Genomic DNA, 17,517 nt, shown 5'->3' with positions numbered 1-17,517 from the left:
CGAGCCAGCAGCCAGTGCTTGATCCGCGCGCCGAACCCAAAAACGCTGTTGCTGGCAAACATGCGTACGCTACTCCGGACCGCTCCGGTAGAGTTGCAGGCCGCCGAAGACATGGGTTGTGCGGCCCGCCTTGTCCTGTCGGGCCTGGGCAAACAGCTCACCCCGGTTGTATCTGCCATCTTTGCCCAGCAGCCGCAGCGTGTAGTGGAAGGGCTGGCCTATCGTCAGCACATCCTGCAAACCGTCCTTGGCAAAATCCCGGTCCTCGGGATGGACACGCTCCAGCAGCATTTCCACCGACGGCACGTCGACGCCCTGGGCATACCCCAGCAGCTCAAACATTGGTTTGTTCCAGATCGGCACATTGTTCCTCACATCGAAAGAGAAAGTGCCGACGGAAAGATGGTTCTGAACCGCTGCGCTGCACCCCAGCATCAGGTCCCGTTCGTCGAATTTGGCCTTGTCCCAGCACACACCGATCAGCTGCATGTTCTCGCCATGGGAATCCTGAAATACCATCAGGCTCCCGGCGATGTTGAGCGTGTTGCCGGCGTCGCTGAAAAAGCGGGCTTCGAATTCAAAGGAACCGCCGGCTTCGAAGAGGCCGTCCAGCCGGGATCGCAGGACCGAGCGGTCCTCCGGGTGGGCACGTGCCAGCAGCTGATCCAGGTCGAGGCCGGTTTCGCTGTCCTCGATGCCGAGAATGGCGTGGGTTTCAGGAGAAAGATAAGCCTGATCTGTTTGCAGGTTCTGGGTCCAGAACCCGACATTGGTGACTTTGCTCACCAGCCTCAGGACATCACTGAAAGGCTCGTTGTCGAACCGGGTTACGGTGATGGAGATGCCGATCAGTTTCTGATGCTGGTCCAGAACCGGCGACAGTATCAGGGTATAGTAATCGCTTCCGGACAGGACCGGAATGCGCCGGGTTTCCTGCAGCCGCAGCACGGTATTGGCGATTGGGGCCAGGGCCGGGAAGCCGGGAGGCAGGTGGCACTGGCTGAGGTGAAGGCCGGTCGGGGGCAGCTCGCCGATGCCGAACACTTCCTGCGCGACGCGCGACAGCCGCCGGATGATGAGCGCCTGGTCGGCCAGCGCCACCGCATAGGGGGAGGATGCCAGCATCGCTTCCAGCTCGGAAGCCAGCGCTTGGCGCTCGGCTGAGCTGATCTGCAATTCCTCGTTGACGGTCAGCAGCTCTTCGTTGGTGGATTGCAGTTCTTCATGAGAGGTTTCCAGCTCCTCATTGGTGGCCTGGAATTCTTCGTTGTTTGACTGCAATTCCTCATTGGTGGACTGCAGTTCCTCGTTGGCCGTCTGCAATTCCTCGATGGTTTGCTGCAGCGTCTCTTGGGTGGTTCGGACCTCCAGTTCCATGCGTTCAACATATTCGCGCTGATCGCGATCCGAGATATCTTCGAAGTTGAGCTCTTTGTGCTCCTCGAACTTGGAATTGATAGCAAGCAGGCAATGCAGCTCGCCGCCTTTGTGGCTGAAGAACGGGAAGGCCTGCAGCTGAATGCGATTGCCGGTGGGCAGAGACAGGTTGTGCCATCGCCCGTCGCGGCGCTCTTCCTTGCGTATGGCGACGGCGATCAGGCTTGAGGCTTCGCTGCGCAGCGGGTCAATCAGCATTTTGACGTTCAGCGATGTCGACATGCCGGCCCGAATCTCGCTATAGACGCTGATATCGCCCAGCACTTCGATGATGTCGCCATTGCGGGTGCAGATCAGCCCATTAGGCGCTACTGCCCGGGCCAGAGACAGGCTGACCTGATCCGACTGTTCTGCTGCGGACTGCGTTGCTGACTTGCGCATTTCCAGCGACCGCATGTAAGCGCCGCCTGTTGACGTGGGGGAAATCGTCAGTTCCCTGGAAATTCCGCGGCGTTTTCCAAAGATCTTGTCTGTGCCCTGGCGAGCCTCGAAATAGATGCCCATTTCGCCAACGGTTTCCGAAGTACCCAAAAACAGCAGCCCGCCTGCGGACAGGGAGTAGTGCAGCCGGGTCAGCACGCGTTCCTGCAGTGCCAGATTGAAGTAGATCAGCACGTTGCGGATTGTGATGAGATCGATGTTGATGAAGGGCGGGTCCTGGAAAACATTGTGCCGCGAGAACAGCGTGACATTGCGCAGCTCCTGGCGGACCGAAATGTCGTTTTCACTGAGGATGAAATATTCCTTCAAGTAACTGGCTGGAATATCCTGGACCGCAGAGGCCGGGTAAATGCCCTTGCGCGCGACCTCGATGGCGTTCTGGTCGATGTCGGTGGCGAAAATCTGCACGTTGCTCTTGGTCAGCGCATGGAGACCGCCAAGGAATTCTGCGATCAGGATGGCAATGGAATAGGCTTCCTCGCCAGTGGCGCAGCCGGCCACCCAAACCCGGATCGGGCCGGGGCCGCGGTTCGCGAGCTGCTTTTCGAGCTGGTCGTTCAGTTTGCGGAATTGCTCCGGGTCGCGGAAGAAACGGGTAACGGAGATCAGCAGATCCCGGTGCAGCGCGTCGACCTCGTCCAGGTTTGACCGGCAGTAGTCGACATAGTTCTCGTAGCTCTCGATGCCCAGCGCGTTCATCCGGCGGGCAACCCGGCGGTTGATGGTGTTTTCCTTGTAATTGGCAAAATCCACCTGGGTTCGGGCCATCAGGATGGCAAACAGCTCGCTCAGCTTGCTGGGCTCATCTGTGTCGGGCTTCAGCAGTGCCAGATCGCGCGGGCGGGTCAGGATCTTTTCGAAGTGCTGGCCGATCTGCTCCGGGGTCATCGTGAGGTCGACGCAGCCGGTTTCAATTGCGGAGGCCGGCATGCCGTCGTATTTTGCTGAGGCCGGGTCCTGGGCAATGGTGATACCGCCGCATTCGCGGATGGCCTGCACGCCATAGCTGCCATCGCTGCCGGTTCCGGACAGAACGATGCCCACGCAGCGTTCGCCGCACTCTTCGGCAATGCTTTTGAACAGGCGGTCGGCTGACGGTTTGGGGGAAGCAGGGTGGCCGGCAGGGTTGCGCAGGCGCAAAACGCCGCTTTCCAGCACCACGTCGGTATCCGGTGGCGTTACATAGATAGTGCCGGCCTCCGGCTGGGTTTCGCGCCCGAGTTCCAGAACCGGCAGCTTTGTTTCGCGGGCGATCAGCGATGTCAGCACGCTCTTGTGGGTGGGCGACATATGCTGCGCAATCACATAAATTGCGTTGGCCGAGGGCGGGAGGTTCTGCGCCAGATTCGAGAGCGCCTCCAGGCCGCCGGCGGAGGCGGCGATGCCGACGACATGAAGACCGTTTCCTTCAGCGCCGGCCTGCATGCCATCTTTTTCGGCTGAAGCAGAGGGTCGGGTGGCGCTCATTTTCTGGTCCATGTCTTCCATTCGTCTTTAACCGTATTGCAATGTGCTCATGAAATATGATGCAGGAACAAGGCGTTGCCTTCACCGGGTGTGTGCGGTCTATGCGGCAGCGCAAAATCTGTCGATCAGCTGCAGCAGCCGGCCCGGCGTTACCGGTTTGGGGGCAAACCCGTTCATGCCCAGTTCCTTGACGACTGCGTCATTGTGATAGGCGACATCCGCCGTTACCGCGATAATCGGCACGCTGCTGGGGGGATCCATCGGAGCTTCGCGGATTTGCCGCGCCGCTTCCATTCCTGAAATCCGCGGCATGTGCAGATCCATCAAAACCAGCCCGTATTCGTTTGGCGCGCTGCTGAGCATGTCGATCCCGGCTTGACCGTCTTCGGCGATACCAACCTCAACGCCAAGCGCCACGATGATCTCACGCATCATGTACCGGGTGAATTCGTCATTTTCGACAAGCAGGACTTTCCGCGGGTTGTTCATCAGCAGGTTCCGTTGTTGCGGCGGTGGCCTATGACAGGTACCCGGTCACGGCATGGTGTTGGCGGTTGCCGGAATGCCCCCGCAATGATTCAGCAAAATCAGATATTTCAGCGGGTTTCCTGTTCGAGGCTCCGCTGCCATCATGCTGGTGTTTCCACTTGCGGTCAACGTGTCTGACGTGCGCATAACACACCTTAGGCGCGATATTTGCAGAAAGCACCGCGCTCTGCGCGGGCTGGCCGGCGTTGCAGGATGCGGTGTGTCAGATCCAGCTCACTTCCTCCGGATGCGGGGCATTACCCGAAAACGCTTGTGTTTTCTCAAGCCAGCAAGGCGATGACTGCAAAGACACCGGTGGCGCCGGCCGCACCCAGAACCGCAGGGGCCAGCCAGCCCCTGTTGCCGCGCGGCCGCGCGCCGTTTTGCGCGGCCTGGGCGATCAGCGCCTGTTCCACCAGCGCGGGCAGGCGCGGGCCAAAGCGCGCCATCACCTTGGCGGTGTCCAGCAGGTCAGTGACAACAGCGCGGGGGCCGATGGACTTCTTGATGTAATCCTCGACCACCGGACGGGCGGCTTCCCAGATATTGATCCGCGGATCCAGCGAGCGGGCAACGCCCTCGACCACCACCATGGTGCGCTGCAGCAGGATCAGCTCAGTACGGGTTTCCATCCCGAAGCGTTCTGTCACTTCGAACAGGTAATTCAGAAGGCGGCCCATCGAAATCTGCGAAGCATCCATGCCGAAAATCGGCTCACCCACCGCACGCAGGGCCCGGGCAAATTCATCGACGTCGCGGTTGGCGGGCACGTAACCGGCCTCGAAATGCACCTCGGCCACGCGTTTGTAGTCGCGTTTGATGAAGCCGTAGAGGATCTCGGCATAGACCCGGCGGGTGTATTCGTCGATATGGCCCATGATGCCGAAATCATAGGCAATGATATCGCCGCTGGCGGCGACCTTGAGGTTGCCCTGGTGCATGTCGGCATGGAAGAAACCGTCGCGCAGCGCGTGGCGCAGGAACAGCGACAGCACCCGGTTGGCCAGCAGCTTGCGGTCGTGCCCGGCTGCATCCAGCGCGTCATTGTCGCCCAGCGGAATGCCGTCGGCCCAGCCCATTGTCATCACCCGGCGGGCGGAATAGGCCCAGCGGATTTCCGGCAGCTGGAAGCCTTCGTCCTTGGCCGTGTTGGCGGCAAACTCCGAGGCAGCAGCACTTTCCAGCCGCAGGTCCAGCTCCCCCTGCACCACGCCGTCGAAATGCTCGATCACATCCATCGGCTTCAGGCGGCGGGCGCCGGGGGCGAACAGGTCGACGATGCGGGCCGCAAAATAGAAGGCGTCGACGTCCTTGTTGAAGGCGCGCTCGATGCCGGGGCGCAGCACCTTGACGGCCACTTCTTCGCCGGTTTCCGCCAGCGTCGCCCGGTGCACTTGGGCAATAGAGGCGGCGGCGATCGGGTCGCTGAAGTCCGAGAAGATCTCGGAGACCGGGCGGCCAAGTTCCTTTTCCACTTCGGCCAGCGCTGCGGCGCGGGAGAACGGCGGCAGCTTGTCCTGCAGCACGCGCAGCTGGTTGGCAAGATCCTTGCCCACCACGTCCGGGCGGGTCGAAAGCACCTGGCCGAATTTGATATAGGCAGGCCCCAGCGCGTTCAGCGCGCGGGTTTCCGGCGGCATCGCGGGGTCGCCCTTGTAGCCCAGCCATTTGAACGGCCAGCCCAGGGTTCGGGCCAGCATGCGCAGGGGCTTGGGCGCCTCGAACGCCTCCAGCACCGAATGCATGGCGCCGGTGCGCTCGAAAGTGGCGCCTGTTCGGATCAGGCGCAGGATATTATGGGGGCCGCGCATGGCTCAGATCTTCCAGCCGGAATGCAGGCAGGCGATGCCCATCGACAGGTTGCGGTATTTCGCATTATCGAACCCTGCCTGCTTGACCATGCCCAGGAAGGTCTCCTGGTCCGGGAAGTTGCGGATCGATTCCACCAGGTACTGGTAGCTGTCGTAATCGCCGGCAATCATCTGCCCCATCCGCGGGATCACATTGAAGGAATAGAGGTCATACAGCTTCTGCAGCCCGTCATTCGGCAGCTGCGAGAATTCCAGCACCATCAGCCGCCCGCCGGGGCGCAGCACCCGGTAGGCCTCGTTCAGCGCTTCTTGCGGGCGGGTCACGTTCCGGATGCCGAAGGAGATGGTGTAGACGTCGAAGGTGTTGTCCTTGAACGGCAGCTTCATCGCGTCGCCGGTGACCCAGTCGAGGCTGTCGGCCATCTGTTCGGCCTCGGCGCGCTTGCGGCCTTCCTCCAGCATCGGACGGGTGAGGTCCAGCACGGTGGAATGGCCATGGCCTGCGCGTTTCAGGAAGCGGAAAGAGATGTCGCCGGTGCCGCCGGCCACATCCAGCAGCCGCTGGCCCGGGCGCGGCGCCAGCCAGTCCATCATCGCGTCCTTCCAGACCCGGTGGATGCCGACGCTCATCACATCGTTCATGATGTCGTATTTCGAGGCGACCGAGTTGAAGACCCCCTGCACACGGCCGGCCTTTTCCTCTTCGCGGACGGTTTCGAACCCGAAATGGGTGGTGTTGTCGCTGTTGTTGCTCATGCCACTTGCCGTTTGCTGAGTTTGGCCCTTGTTATAAGGCGCTGTGGGGCAGGCACAATGCGGCCCGTTGGTTCAGGAGGGGTGTAATGCCAGAATTGCCCGAGGTCGAGACGGTGAAACGCGGTTTGGCGCCTGCGATGGAGGGGGCGGTGATCACAAAGGCGGCAGTGAACCGCCCGGATCTGCGCTGGCCGTTTCCGGAGCGGATGGCCGAGCGGCTGACAGGCGCGCGGGTCAATGCCCTCAGGCGGCGGTCGAAATACATTCTGGCCGATCTCGATACAGATGAGACCCTGCTCATTCACCTCGGCATGTCCGGGCGGATGACGGTGTCGGGCGATCCGCTGGGGCAGTTCGTGCATGAGCACCCAAAAGCGGAGAAGCATGACCATGTGGTCTTGGACATGGACAATGGCGCCCGCATCACTTTCAACGATCCGCGCCGGTTCGGGGCGATGGATCTGTTTGCGACTGCCACCGCCGAAAGCCACAAGCTGCTATCGGTGTTGGGGCCGGAACCGCTGGGCAATGATTTCCACGAGGATCATCTGGTGGCTGCCTTCAAGGGGCGCAACACGCCGGTGAAATCGGCATTACTGGATCAGGGAATCATCGCGGGCCTCGGTAACATCTACGTCTGCGAAGCGCTGTTCCGTGCGGGAATTTCGCCACGCCGCAAGGCCGGGCAGATTGCCGCGCATCGGGTGGCGGCGCTGGTGCCGATCATCCGCGAGGTGCTGCAAGATGCCATCCGCGCGGGCGGCTCGTCGCTCAAGGATTTCAGGCAAGCCTCTGGTGAACTTGGATATTTTCAACACAGTTTTGATGCATACGGACGCGAGGGAGAACCCTGCCGCCGCGAGGGTTGCGCGGGGTCAATTGCCAGAATCACCCAGTCGGGGCGCTCCACCTTCTACTGTGTAAAGTGCCAAAGATAGCTTGATCAGAGGGACCCTTTTGGTAAGGACTCGGATCTGAACGGAACAACCGAAAGAGAAATCATGGCCTACGAGACGATCAACGTCGATGTGCAGGACCACGTTTGCCTCATAAAACTGAACCGCCCTGAGGCGATGAACGCTCTCAACAAGGAGCTCATTGGCGAGCTCTGCGATGCTTTGGAAGAGGCCGATGCCAGCGACAAGGTGCGCTGCATCGTGCTGACTGGCTCGGAAAAGGCCTTTGCCGCCGGTGCCGACATCAAGGAGATGTCGGAGATGAGCTTTACTGAGGTGTTTTCCACCAATCTGTTTGCCGATGCCAACGACCGCATCTCGGCGATCCGCAAGCCGGTTATTGCCGCGGTTGCCGGCTATGCGCTGGGCGGCGGCTGCGAGCTGGCGATGCTGTGCGATTTCATCATCGCCGCGGAAACCGCCAAGTTCGGCCAGCCGGAGATCAACCTGGGCGTTGTGGCCGGTATCGGCGGCACCCAGCGGCTGACCCGCTATGTGGGCAAGTCCAAGTCGATGGACATGAACCTGACCGGCCGTTTCATGAACGCTGAGGAAGCTGAGCGCGCGGGCTTGGTGTCGCGCGTGGTGCCGGCCAAGAAGCTGATCGAGGAAGCCACCGCAGCGGCCCAGAAGATCGCCGAGAAATCGCTGCTGACCGCGATGGCGGTCAAGGAAGCCGTGAACCGCTCTTATGAGCTGCCGCTGAGCGAGGGCATTCTGTTCGAGCGCCGCGTGTTCCATTCGATGTTTGCGACCGAAGACCAGAAAGAAGGCATGGCCGCCTTCCTGGAAAAGCGCGAGGCGCAGTTCCGCGACAAGTGAGCTGCCTAAGCAGACAAAGGAACGGCGGGCAGCACAGCCCGCCGTTTCGCATTCCGGGCCGGTGCCCTTGCATTTCCGTGCAGAGTTAGCTAAACGCCGCCCTCATACATGCGCGTGCAGCCCGCTCAGGCTAGAATCACACCGGTGAATGATCCGGGGCTGGCTGGCATTGCGTCCGATAGAAACAGAACCCGAAGATAAGGTCAGACACCATGGCAAATTCGCCCCAGGCCAAGAAGCGCGCACGTCAGAACGAGAAGCGCTTTGCCGTCAACAAAGCCCGTCGTTCGCGCATCCGCACCTTCCTGCGTAAAGTTGAAGAAGCCATCGCTTCCGGCGACAAAGAAGCCGCAACTGCCGCTCTGCGCGCCGCTCAGCCTGAGCTGATGCGCGGCGTCACCAAGGGTGTGTATCACAAAAACACCGCTTCCCGGAAAATCTCGCGCCTGTCCGCACGCGTGAAGGCGCTGGCCTGAGATTCGCTCTGCTGAGCAGGCTCACGGGCCGTTGAGAAGTTGTTAGGGCGCTGCAGATTGCAGCGCCTTGTTTTTTTGGAAAACCCTTGTGCGGACTCGCTGGGCGCCGGAGATTCTTTACCGCCAAAGGCAGAGTCAACATCATAGTTTCGTTGCCGCTGCCCCCCTCAAATTGCTACCACTGTTACAGCGATTCACTCGCTGGGGGGACAGGCTGCTCGCGGCAATCTTGACGGGCATCAAGATTGCCAGGTTGCTCGGCACGAGGCGTATTTGATGCGCTTATCTGGCCGGGATCCACTGCTGTATCGGTTATGGTCAGCAGCCTTGTCTCAATTGTGTGCGATACTGTTCGTAACGGCGAATCTGCCGCTTTTTGCGGCTGTTTTTTCCGTGCAGTCGAACGTCTAGCCTTCGGGTAATGCGGCCACTGCTGGCCCGCACGCGGTAAACCTGTGCGTGAATGCCCCCCGGGTGGTTGGGGGAAAGAATAGAACTGGCCCGGCAAATGGGCCGCTGCTTTTTGGGGATGCGTGAGGCGCAGCATGACAGAAGAAAAATGGGGACAGCTCAGAAACCGGCTGTTGAAGACGGTCGGCCAGAACAATTTCACGACCTGGATCGAGCCTCTTGAATTTGACACCGTGGACGGCGGGGTCGCCGTCTTCAAGGTACCAACGAATTTCATGGGCAACTATGTCAGCCAGAACTTTGCAGATCTCATTCTGCATGAGCTGACGATGTCCGGGGAGCAGGTGCAGCGCCTGGCCTTCCGGGTTGCAGCCAACAGCCCGGCCCGCCCGGCAGAGCCTGCAGCTGCTGCAGAGGCTTATGGCAGCGCTGAAGGCGATGTGGCTGTCATGACCGCGCCTACGGCCTCTGCTGCTTCTGCCTCTGGCAAGGACACTCTGGAAGCGCTGCAGGCGGCGCCGCTGGATCCGCGCTTTACCTTTGACAGCTTTGTCGTCGGCAAGCCGAATGAACTGGCCCACGCTGCTGCGCGCAGGGTTGGCGAGGGCGGCCCTGTCACCTTCAACCCGCTGGTTCTGTATGGCGGCGTGGGCCTGGGTAAAACCCACCTGATGCACGCCATCGCCTGGGAGCTGAAGGAAAAGAACCCGTCCCTGAACGTGCTTTACCTGTCTGCGGAACAGTTCATGTACCGCTTTGTGCAGGCCCTGCGCGAGCGCAAGATGATGGACTTCAAGCACCTGTTCCGCTCGGTCGACGTGCTGATGGTGGATGACGTTCAGTTCATCGCCGGCAAGGACTCCACCCAGGAGGAGTTCTTCCATACCTTCAATGCGCTGGTGGACCAGAACAAGCAGATCATCATCTCCGCCGACCGCGCCCCGGGCGAGATCAAGGATCTGGAGGACCGGGTGAAATCCCGCCTGCAGTGCGGACTGGTCGTGGACCTGCATCCGACCGACTACGAGCTTCGTCTGGGCATTCTGCAGACCAAGGTTCAGCAGCAGCGCGAGACCTACCCGGACCTGCGTATCGCAGACGGCGTGCTGGAGTTCCTGGCGCACCGGATCTCGACCAACGTCCGCGTGCTCGAAGGCGCCCTGACCCGGCTGTTCGCCTTTGCCTCGCTGGTGGGCCGTGAGATCGACATGGACCTGACCCAGGACTGTCTGGCCGACGTGCTGCGCGCCTCAGAGCGCAAGATCACCGTCGAGGAAATCCAGCGCAAGGTGTCCGAGTACTACAACATCCGCATGTCCGACATCATCGGCCCCAAGCGGCTGCGCTCTTACGCGCGTCCGCGCCAGGTGGCGATGTACCTGTGCAAGCAGCTCACCAGCCGCTCTCTGCCCGAGATCGGCCGCCGCTTCGGCGGGCGCGACCACACCACCGTGATGCACGGCGTCAAGCGCATCGAGGAGCTGAAGCTGACCGACGGCCAGATTGCCGAAGACGTGGAAATGCTGCGCCGCTCCCTGGAAGCCTGACGCGCATCCGCACCCCAAGTTCTACTGCGGCTCCGGTTTCCGGGGCCGTTTTTTCTGTCGGGGCAGGGGGGCCTGCGGCCCATAACGCAGCTGAATACCCGGTATCACGGAAAACAAAGTTCCATCCGGTTCAAAATCAGCCATAAGTGCGCTCTGAACAGGAGCGCCGCATGACACCGCAACCCGCTGAAAACCTGGATACGCCCCGCGGTCTGGCCTTTGCCGTCACCGCCTATCTGCTGTGGGGGTTCCTGCCGCTGTACATGAAGGCGCTGTCGCATGTTCCAGCGGCTGAGATCGTTACTCACCGGGTGATCTGGTCGGTGCCGGTGGCGGGCGCGCTGCTGATCGTGCTGCGCCGCACCAAGGATTTGCGGGCGGCGCTGAAGAACCCGCGGATGCTCGGCATGGCCTGCATCACCGCGGCGCTGATTTCGGTAAACTGGGGCATCTATGTCTGGTCGATTGCGGCCGGCCGGGCGCTGGACGCCGCGCTTGGCTATTACATCAATCCGCTGTTCAGTATTGCGCTCGGAGCGCTCCTGCTTCGCGAACCGCTCAGCAAGGCGCAATTGGCCGCCGTGGCGCTGGCTGCTGCTGCGGTGGTGGTGCTGACGCTGGAAGCGGGCCGGGTGCCTTGGGTGGCAGTCGGCCTCACCCTGACCTGGGGTTTCTATGCCTTCTTCAAGAAGTCGCTTCCTATCGGCCCCAACCAAGGCTTCCTGCTGGAAGTGCTGATCCTTCTGCCTCCGGCGCTTGGGTACTTCGGCTACCTTACCTTCACTGGAAACAGCAATATTGGCGCCTCTCTCCCGGACACCGCGCTGCTCTTGGGCTGCGGCGTCGTCACCGCCGTGCCGCTGATTGTCTATGCCAATGGCGCCAAGCTAGTGCGGCTGTCGACCATGGGAATCCTGCAGTACATCGCGCCGACGATGATCATGCTGGCAGCGGTGCAGCTGTTCGGGGAAGAATTCGGCCACGCCCGGATGATAGCCTTCCCGATGATCTGGGCTGCGCTGGTGATTTATACTGTGCCTATGGTGCGCCAGATGCGCAAACGTCCCGGCTGAGGCGGCTCTTACCCGCCTGCCGGCGCCTTCTCGACCACACCCACGATCGGTCCCATCATGAAGCCGGCATCGCTGCGTCCCAGCTGCGGCGCGTGCAGGCGCGAGATATTGCCGTCAAAATACAGCGCATTGGGGAGTTTCAGGTAGTCCCGGAACAGGCTGCCGAACTGATGGAAGGTCACCGCATTGCGCGAGATAGCAAAGACCGCGCGGCTGCCATCCGCCGAGGTGCCGACTCCGTTGCGGATATAGTAGCTGTCCGAATCCGGCAGGAACCGCGGATGCAGCTCTCCGCCGATCACCAGCATCGGCCCGGACTGGGTAGCATAGGAGCAGGCAGGGGCATCCTGTTCAAATGCCAGGGTTTCAAACACATCCGCCCGGCCGTCGCGGATGCAAAGCACACCGTTCGGCAGCAATCCGAAGTTGCCGGGGCCTGCGTTGGTCACAAGGCGCATTTCCTCGCCGTTTTCATCGGCGTAGAGGCCGACGGGCGAGCGGTCGCTGTGATACATGCCGGCGTTGGTGGCAAAGGCCAGCGTCTTGCCGTCCTTTGCCAACGCCTCTTCCAAGGTCGAGAAATGGCCGTAGACCTGGCCGTCGCCATCGCGCAGGAACAGCTGCAGCTGCTCCTTGGCTGCGTCGGTCTCGCAGATCGTGTACCGGCTGCCCTCATAGGCGACATCGCTGCATTCGACCGCGCCGGCGGCCTGGCCGGTCCAAAGCGCAGTCAACAGCAATGCGGCCCTGCGGATCACTCTTCGACGTCGCGGCGCACCGCGTCCTGGCTCAGCATCCGGCGGGTTTCATCCATCTGGTCGAAGGTCTCATCCAGCCGGAACCGCAGATCAGGGGTGAACTTCAGACCCAGCTTCTTGCCGACCATCCGGCGCAGTTCGCTCTTGTTGCGGGCCAGGAGCTTCAGCACGTCCTCCTGCCCCTTGCCGCCCAGGGGCAGCACAAAGGCGGTGGCGATTTTCAGATCAGGCGAGGTGCGAACCTCACCCACAGTGATCGACATGCGGTTCAGGTCCGGGTCATGCACATCGCCGCGCGCCAGCACTTCGGAGAGCGAGCGGCGGATCAGTTCGCCGACGCGAAGCTGGCGCTGGGAGGGCCCGGGGCCATCGTGGAATTTGTTCTTTGCCATAGTTCCGATCTATGCCGGATCGCAGGCTTTGCCAAGCGCTGCCCGGCGATGTAGGACAAAACCAGCTTGAACAAGGAAATGGGCCAATGACTCACAAACCAGGGATCGTGATTACCGGCGCATCGGGCCGCATGGGGCAGATGCTGATCAAGACGGTGCTGGAGAGCGATAAGGCCACGCTAGCCGGAGCCGTGGAGCGTGAGGGCCACGATTGGGTCGGCCGCGACGTCGGGGAAGCCATGGGCGGCGCGCCGGTTGGCGTCACCGTGACGTCCGACGCGCTGGAGGCGTTTTCCAAGGCGCAGGCTGTGATCGATTTTACCGCGCCGGAAGCGACGCTGGCATTTTCCAAGCTGGCAGCCCAGGCCCGCGCGGTGCATGTGATTGGAACCACCGGCATGACGGATGAGCAGATCGCTCAGCTGGAGCCAGCCTCGCGCCATGCGGTGATCATCCGCGCGGGTAACATGAGCCTGGGTGTGAACCTGCTGGTGCAGCTGACCAAGAAGGTCGCCGCCGCGCTGGACGAGGATTTCGACATTGAGGTGATCGAGGCCCATCACCACCATAAGGTGGATGCGCCCTCTGGCACAGCACTGATGCTGGGGGAAGCTGCTGCCGAGGGCCGCGGTGTGAAACTGGCGGATGTGCGCGATTCCGGCCGGGACGGCATCACCGGTGCCCGCAAGCGCGGCGATATCGGGTTCACCGCCATCCGCGGCGGCGACATCGTGGGCGAGCATGACGTGCTGTTTGCTGCAGCGGGAGAGCGGATCGTGCTGCGCCACCTGGCCACCGACCGGGCGATCTTTGCCCGCGGCGCGCTGAAAGCCGCGCTGTGGGGCCAGGACAAGGGGCCGGGCCAGTATGACATGGTGGATGTACTGGGGCTTTGATTACAGCTCCGGGGTTCCCTTGAACCCCTCAAAACCTTTAGTGGTTGAGACAACCGAAGCCTCGAAATGCGCAATCAGGGGCATGACAGTTGGCTCAACCACTTCAGCCCAAACCGGGCCGCCATAGAAAGCTTCCTTGATCCGTTCGCGTTCTTCCATGTTCTGGAATGCGCGCATCCAGTGAACCTTGTCCGGATCCTCGGTATCGCGCATCGGGCCGAAGACCAGCATGCCGGCCGCTTGCAGCGCAGGACGGTTCACCGCTTCAAAAAACCGGATGAACTCTTCGCGTTTTCCGGGATGCAGCGTGTACCTGCGGATTTCCAGGATCATGACGTTTCAGGCTCCGGCTGCTTAGAAGTCGATGGCGATGCCCTTTTTCTCCCAGTCGCCATAGCGGGCGGGGTCGGGGCCGTCGCGGCCGCCCAGCTCCTTGGGGCGCGGCTCCTTCACCTCGGCTGCCTTGCGGCGCTCTTCTGCCTCGGCCAGGGCGCGCAGGGCGGCGGGGGGCAGGTCTTTCAGTTCAGTCGCGGTATCGTAGCTCATCGCGGGTTCCTTTATGCTCCGCCCATGATATACGCCCCTGTCCCGCGCAAACAAGCCGCGCCCTGAGGAGTTGCCAGATGTCCGATGCCAATCACGCCCGCCGCACTGCGGTATACCTGCTGGATCAGGTTCTGGGAGAGGGGCGGCTGCTGGCGGAATGCTATGCTGCAGGCGCGCTGGATAAGCTGGCACCGGAGGACCGCGCCCGGGCGCAGCGGCTGGCCGCGGAAACCCTGCGCAGCCTGGAACGCGCTGACAGGGTGCTGAAAAAGCACCTCAAAAAGTCACCGCCGCTGCTGGTGATGAATGCGCTGCGGCTGGGGACGGTGGAGCTGTGCTCGGGCGGTGCGGCGCATGGTGTGGTGAATGCGATGGTGGCCATCGTCTCCAAGCACCGCCGTCATGGTCAGCTGAAGGGGCTGGTCAATGCGGTGTTGCGCAAGGTGGCAGACGAAGGCCCGGCGGAATGGGCCAAGCTGCGTACGCCCCGTTTGCCGAACTGGCTGCGCAAGCCGCTGGTGCAGGCTTGGGGGGCTGAGGCGATGCTGGGGATGGAGGCTGCTCATTTTGCCGGCGCGCCGCTGGATATCACCGGCAAGCTGGATGCGGATCTGAGCGCGCTTGGCGGTGAGATGCTGCCCACCGGATCGGTGCGGCTTTCCAATGCCGGCCAGGTTTCTGCGCTTCCGGGCTATGCCGCCGGCGACTGGTGGGTGCAAGATGCCGCCGCCGCGCTGCCTGCCCGGATTCTGAATATCCAGCCCGGTGAACAGGTGCTGGAGCTGTGCGCCGCGCCGGGCGGCAAGACCATGCAGTTGGCCGCCGCGGGTGCCACGGTGACGGCCGTGGACGTCTCGGAAGGCCGCGTTGCGCGGCTCAGGGAAAACCTGCAGCGCACCGGGCTGCAGGCTGAGCTGATCGTGGGGGACGCACTGGATCAGACCGGCCAGTATGACGCGGTGCTGCTGGACGCGCCATGTTCCGCCACCGGCACCATCCGCCGCCACCCGGATTTGCCGCAGGCCAAGGACGGCAGCGAGTTCGGGGCGCTGATCGAATTGCAGGCGCAAATGCTGGCCCATGCCTGGAGTCTGGTAAAACCCGGCGGAAGGCTGATGTTCTGCACCTGCTCGCTGCTGCCGGACGAAGGCGAATGCCAGGTCGAGGATGCGCTGGACATGTTCCCGGACATGGCGCCAGACCGCGATGCGCTGGCACTGCCTGGTGTTGATCCGCAGTGGATCACCGAGGAAGGCGGCCTGCGCCTGCGCCCGGATTACTGGCCGGACCGCGGTGGCATGGACGGATTCTACATGGCCCTTTTGCGCAAATCCGCGTGACCCTGGGACGTCACTGGCATTCGCCGGTGACTTGATGCAAACCCCGCGCTATGCTCCTGCCAAAACGCCCTGGCAAACCTGGCGTGAGGCAAAAGAGCATGTCCACATATGACAGAATGGCAGGCCGCGGCACCCGGCTGCTGAACCGGTATTACGCCTGGCGGGCGCGCAGCCAGCCAGCGGCAACCGGCTTTGTCTCGCAGCCCGAGCCGCGCACCATCGGCAGTTTTGCCCGCGGGCGGCAGCTGGTGGCGGGAAATCTGCTGTTCGCCGGCTATCTGGTCGAATCGCCTGACACCGGGCTGTGGGAGGTTGCCGCGCCGGACACGGCCTTTGACGCGGAGCGGCACGGGTTTGCCTGGCTCGACGATCTGGCAGCAGTTGGCGACTTTAAAGCCCGCCTGAAAGCGCAGAAATGGGTTTGGGGCTGGATTGCGCAGCATGGGCGCGGCAGCGGTTTGGCCTGGCTGCCGGACTTGACCGGGCGGCGGGTGATCCGCTGGATTAACCACGCGCTGTTCCTGCTGAGCGGCAAGGAAAAGGAAGACACCGAGGCGTTCTATGGCTCTCTGGCGCAGCAGACCTGGTATCTGTCGCAGCGCTGGCAGGGGGCCGCGCCCGGCCTGCCGCGGTTCGAGGCGCTGTGCGGCCTGATCTATGCGGGTCTTGCCTTGCAGGGGCGGGAGGAACTGGCGGATCCGGCGGTCAGGGCGCTGGCGGCGGAATGCGAGTCTCAGATCGACGAGCAGGGCGGTCTGCCGACCCGCAATCCGGAAGAGCTGCTGGAAGTATTTACGTTGCTGACCTGGGCTGCCGCGGCCCTGCATGAGGCCGGCCGCACGGTGCCTGCTGCCCATATTGCCGCGATCGAACGGATAGCGCCGACCCTGCGCACCCTGCGCCACAGCGACGGCGGGCTGGCACGGTTCCATGGCGGCGGCCGCGGACTGGAGGGGCGCCTGGACCACGCGCTGGCCGCCAGCCATGTGGCAGAGCGTCATGCAGACGGGCTGGCGATGGGTTTTGCCCGGCTGTCGGCGCGGCGCACTTCGGTGATCGTGGATGCCTCGGCGCCGCCCAAGGGCAAAGCATCCTATAACGGCCATGCCTCGACCCTGGCGTTTGAACTGACCTCGGGACGCCGGCCGCTGATCGTGAATTGCGGTTCGGGCGAATCCTTCGGCGTGGAATGGCGCCGCGCCGGGCGGGCGACGCCGTCGCACAGCACTCTGTGCATCGAAGGCCACTCCAGCGCCCGGCTGGCCGCGCCGCATAAGACCACCGGTCATGAGGAGCTGATCGAGGCGCCGGACGACGTGCCGTTGGACACCATGGATCTGGAAGACGGTTTCCGGTTTCAGGGCGGCCACAACGGTTATGCCGCGCATTTCGGCCTGACCCATGCCCGCACCCTTGATCTGTCCTTTGACGGCCGCGCCCTGGCGGGAGAGGACATGCTTCTGGCCCTGGAAGATCCGGCCAAGGCCCGCTTCGACAAGGTAAGCCGCGGCAACCCGGATGGCGGGGTGAGCTTCGATATCCGCTTGCATTTGCACCCGGAGGTGGATGCAACCCTTGACTTGGGCGGCGCAGCAGTATCCATGGCGCTCAAGAGCGGGGAAATCTGGGTGTTCCGCCATGACGGCGCCTGCCGGCTGCGGCTGGAGCCAAGCGTTTTCCTGGAAAAGACCCGCTTGAAGCCGCGTGCGGCAAAGCAGATCGTTTTATCCGGGCGGGCGATGGGATATGCCACCCGCGTCCGGTGGACGCTCAGCAAAGCGCAGGAGACTGCCATTGCCGTGCGAGACCTGAACCGGGACGAACCCGAGACGTTAGACTGAGCCTTCAAAAGGACCTGCC

General features: G+C 62.4%; 16 protein-coding genes. 8 read left to right on the top strand and 8 right to left on the bottom strand.

The annotated features are described in order from the left end of the window. Positions 1–69: 69 nt before the first annotated feature. The 4 genes from AC58NV_RS14220 to ubiE all read right to left on the bottom strand — a co-directional run bounded on the left by AC58NV_RS14220 (position 70) and on the right by ubiE (position 6,440). On the bottom strand, positions 70–3,345 hold the full coding sequence (locus AC58NV_RS14220) for a chemotaxis protein CheB (RefSeq protein ID WP_497227713.1): 3,276 nt from the start codon (positions 3,343–3,345) through the stop codon (positions 70–72). A gap of 99 nt (positions 3,346–3,444) precedes the next feature. Beyond that, a complete protein-coding gene (locus AC58NV_RS14215) occupies positions 3,445–3,834 on the bottom strand; it encodes a response regulator (RefSeq protein WP_366660117.1) in 390 nt (129 codons plus the stop codon). Between the two features lie 320 nt (positions 3,835–4,154). Continuing rightward, positions 4,155–5,684: a 2-polyprenylphenol 6-hydroxylase gene (gene ubiB / locus AC58NV_RS14210; RefSeq protein ID WP_366660115.1), complete on the bottom strand. Its 1,530-nt coding sequence runs from the start codon at positions 5,682–5,684 to the stop codon at positions 4,155–4,157. Between the two features lie 3 nt (positions 5,685–5,687). Continuing rightward, the gene (gene ubiE / locus AC58NV_RS14205) at positions 5,688–6,440 is read right to left on the bottom strand and encodes a bifunctional demethylmenaquinone methyltransferase/2-methoxy-6-polyprenyl-1,4-benzoquinol methylase UbiE (protein WP_497227712.1); all 753 of its coding nucleotides are present in this window, start codon (positions 6,438–6,440) and stop codon (positions 5,688–5,690) included. An 86-nt stretch (positions 6,441–6,526) separates the two neighbouring features. On the opposite strand from ubiE, the gene mutM reads away from it, so the two are divergent. The 5 genes from mutM to rarD all read left to right on the top strand — a co-directional run bounded on the left by mutM (position 6,527) and on the right by rarD (position 11,725). Next, positions 6,527–7,378 carry a bifunctional DNA-formamidopyrimidine glycosylase/DNA-(apurinic or apyrimidinic site) lyase gene (gene mutM / locus AC58NV_RS14200; protein WP_497227711.1) on the top strand — a complete coding sequence of 284 codons (852 nt, stop codon included), beginning with the start codon at positions 6,527–6,529 and terminating at the stop codon, positions 7,376–7,378. A gap of 63 nt (positions 7,379–7,441) precedes the next feature. Then, entirely contained in the window at positions 7,442–8,218 is a 777-nt protein-coding gene (gene acuK / locus AC58NV_RS14195) for an acryloyl-CoA hydratase (protein ID WP_174146863.1), read from the top strand. Positions 8,219–8,430: 212 nt separating this feature from the next. Beyond that, entirely contained in the window at positions 8,431–8,694 is a 264-nt protein-coding gene (gene rpsT / locus AC58NV_RS14190; protein WP_019295144.1) for a 30S ribosomal protein S20, read from the top strand. A gap of 545 nt (positions 8,695–9,239) precedes the next feature. Then, positions 9,240–10,652, top strand: a complete 1,413-nt coding sequence (gene dnaA, locus AC58NV_RS14185; protein WP_497227710.1) for a chromosomal replication initiator protein DnaA — start codon at positions 9,240–9,242, stop codon at positions 10,650–10,652. Between the two features lie 170 nt (positions 10,653–10,822). Next, positions 10,823–11,725 carry an EamA family transporter RarD gene (gene rarD, locus AC58NV_RS14180; protein WP_497227709.1) on the top strand — a complete coding sequence of 301 codons (903 nt, stop codon included), beginning with the start codon at positions 10,823–10,825 and terminating at the stop codon, positions 11,723–11,725. An 8-nt stretch (positions 11,726–11,733) separates the two neighbouring features. Here rarD and AC58NV_RS14175 read toward each other — a convergent pair whose 3' ends face one another. Next, entirely contained in the window at positions 11,734–12,462 is a 729-nt protein-coding gene (locus AC58NV_RS14175) for a phosphodiester glycosidase family protein (protein WP_497228148.1), read from the bottom strand. Positions 12,463–12,479: 17 nt separating this feature from the next. Then, the gene (gene rbfA / locus AC58NV_RS14170) at positions 12,480–12,875 is read right to left on the bottom strand and encodes a 30S ribosome-binding factor RbfA (RefSeq protein WP_019295139.1); all 396 of its coding nucleotides are present in this window, start codon (positions 12,873–12,875) and stop codon (positions 12,480–12,482) included. 86 nt (positions 12,876–12,961) lie between these two features. Here rbfA and dapB point away from each other — a divergent pair, with 86 nt between their 5' ends. Beyond that, complete coding sequence (gene dapB / locus AC58NV_RS14165; protein WP_497227708.1) at positions 12,962–13,771, top strand: 4-hydroxy-tetrahydrodipicolinate reductase; 810 nt, start codon at positions 12,962–12,964, stop codon at positions 13,769–13,771. Here dapB and AC58NV_RS14160 read toward each other — a convergent pair whose 3' ends face one another. Together AC58NV_RS14160 and AC58NV_RS14155 are read right to left on the bottom strand one after the other, a co-directional pair. Then, complete coding sequence (locus AC58NV_RS14160; RefSeq protein WP_497227707.1) at positions 13,772–14,104, bottom strand: NIPSNAP family protein; 333 nt, start codon at positions 14,102–14,104, stop codon at positions 13,772–13,774. It lies immediately after the preceding gene. Positions 14,105–14,125: 21 nt separating this feature from the next. Further along, on the bottom strand, positions 14,126–14,317 hold the full coding sequence (locus AC58NV_RS14155) for a DUF1674 domain-containing protein (protein ID WP_497227706.1): 192 nt from the start codon (positions 14,315–14,317) through the stop codon (positions 14,126–14,128). A 77-nt stretch (positions 14,318–14,394) separates the two neighbouring features. Between AC58NV_RS14155 and AC58NV_RS14150 the strand changes: the two genes are divergently transcribed. Both AC58NV_RS14150 and AC58NV_RS14145 read left to right on the top strand, forming a co-directional pair. Beyond that, a complete protein-coding gene (locus tag AC58NV_RS14150) occupies positions 14,395–15,657 on the top strand; it encodes an RsmB/NOP family class I SAM-dependent RNA methyltransferase (RefSeq protein ID WP_497227705.1) in 1,263 nt (420 codons plus the stop codon). Between the two features lie 98 nt (positions 15,658–15,755). After that, complete coding sequence (locus tag AC58NV_RS14145) at positions 15,756–17,498, top strand: heparinase II/III family protein (protein WP_497227704.1); 1,743 nt, start codon at positions 15,756–15,758, stop codon at positions 17,496–17,498. Positions 17,499–17,517: the final 19 nt, after the last annotated feature.

The sequence above is a fragment of the Leisingera sp. ANG49 genome, from assembly GCF_059694505.1.
Note: the sequence above shows the minus strand (reverse complement) of the source record. Positions and strands in the feature narration are given on the sequence as shown.

What these genes read in the sequence shown, in the direction of transcription:
- AC58NV_RS14220 (WP_497227713.1), bottom strand. Translation starts at nt 3,345, where the DNA reads ATGAGCGCCACCCGACCCTCTGCTTCAGCCGAAAAAGATGGCATGCAG.
- AC58NV_RS14215 (WP_366660117.1), bottom strand. Translation starts at nt 3,834, where the DNA reads ATGAACAACCCGCGGAAAGTCCTGCTTGTCGAAAATGACGAATTCACC.
- ubiB (WP_366660115.1), bottom strand. Translation starts at nt 5,684, where the DNA reads ATGCGCGGCCCCCATAATATCCTGCGCCTGATCCGAACAGGCGCCACT.
- ubiE (WP_497227712.1), bottom strand. Translation starts at nt 6,440, where the DNA reads ATGAGCAACAACAGCGACAACACCACCCATTTCGGGTTCGAAACCGTC.
- mutM (WP_497227711.1), top strand. Translation starts at nt 6,527, where the DNA reads ATGCCAGAATTGCCCGAGGTCGAGACGGTGAAACGCGGTTTGGCGCCT.
- acuK (WP_174146863.1), top strand. Translation starts at nt 7,442, where the DNA reads ATGGCCTACGAGACGATCAACGTCGATGTGCAGGACCACGTTTGCCTC.
- rpsT (WP_019295144.1), top strand. Translation starts at nt 8,431, where the DNA reads ATGGCAAATTCGCCCCAGGCCAAGAAGCGCGCACGTCAGAACGAGAAG.
- dnaA (WP_497227710.1), top strand. Translation starts at nt 9,240, where the DNA reads ATGACAGAAGAAAAATGGGGACAGCTCAGAAACCGGCTGTTGAAGACG.
- rarD (WP_497227709.1), top strand. Translation starts at nt 10,823, where the DNA reads ATGACACCGCAACCCGCTGAAAACCTGGATACGCCCCGCGGTCTGGCC.
- rbfA (WP_019295139.1), bottom strand. Translation starts at nt 12,875, where the DNA reads ATGGCAAAGAACAAATTCCACGATGGCCCCGGGCCCTCCCAGCGCCAG.
- dapB (WP_497227708.1), top strand. Translation starts at nt 12,962, where the DNA reads ATGACTCACAAACCAGGGATCGTGATTACCGGCGCATCGGGCCGCATG.
- AC58NV_RS14160 (WP_497227707.1), bottom strand. Translation starts at nt 14,104, where the DNA reads ATGATCCTGGAAATCCGCAGGTACACGCTGCATCCCGGAAAACGCGAA.
- AC58NV_RS14155 (WP_497227706.1), bottom strand. Translation starts at nt 14,317, where the DNA reads ATGAGCTACGATACCGCGACTGAACTGAAAGACCTGCCCCCCGCCGCC.
- AC58NV_RS14150 (WP_497227705.1), top strand. Translation starts at nt 14,395, where the DNA reads ATGTCCGATGCCAATCACGCCCGCCGCACTGCGGTATACCTGCTGGAT.
- AC58NV_RS14145 (WP_497227704.1), top strand. Translation starts at nt 15,756, where the DNA reads ATGTCCACATATGACAGAATGGCAGGCCGCGGCACCCGGCTGCTGAAC.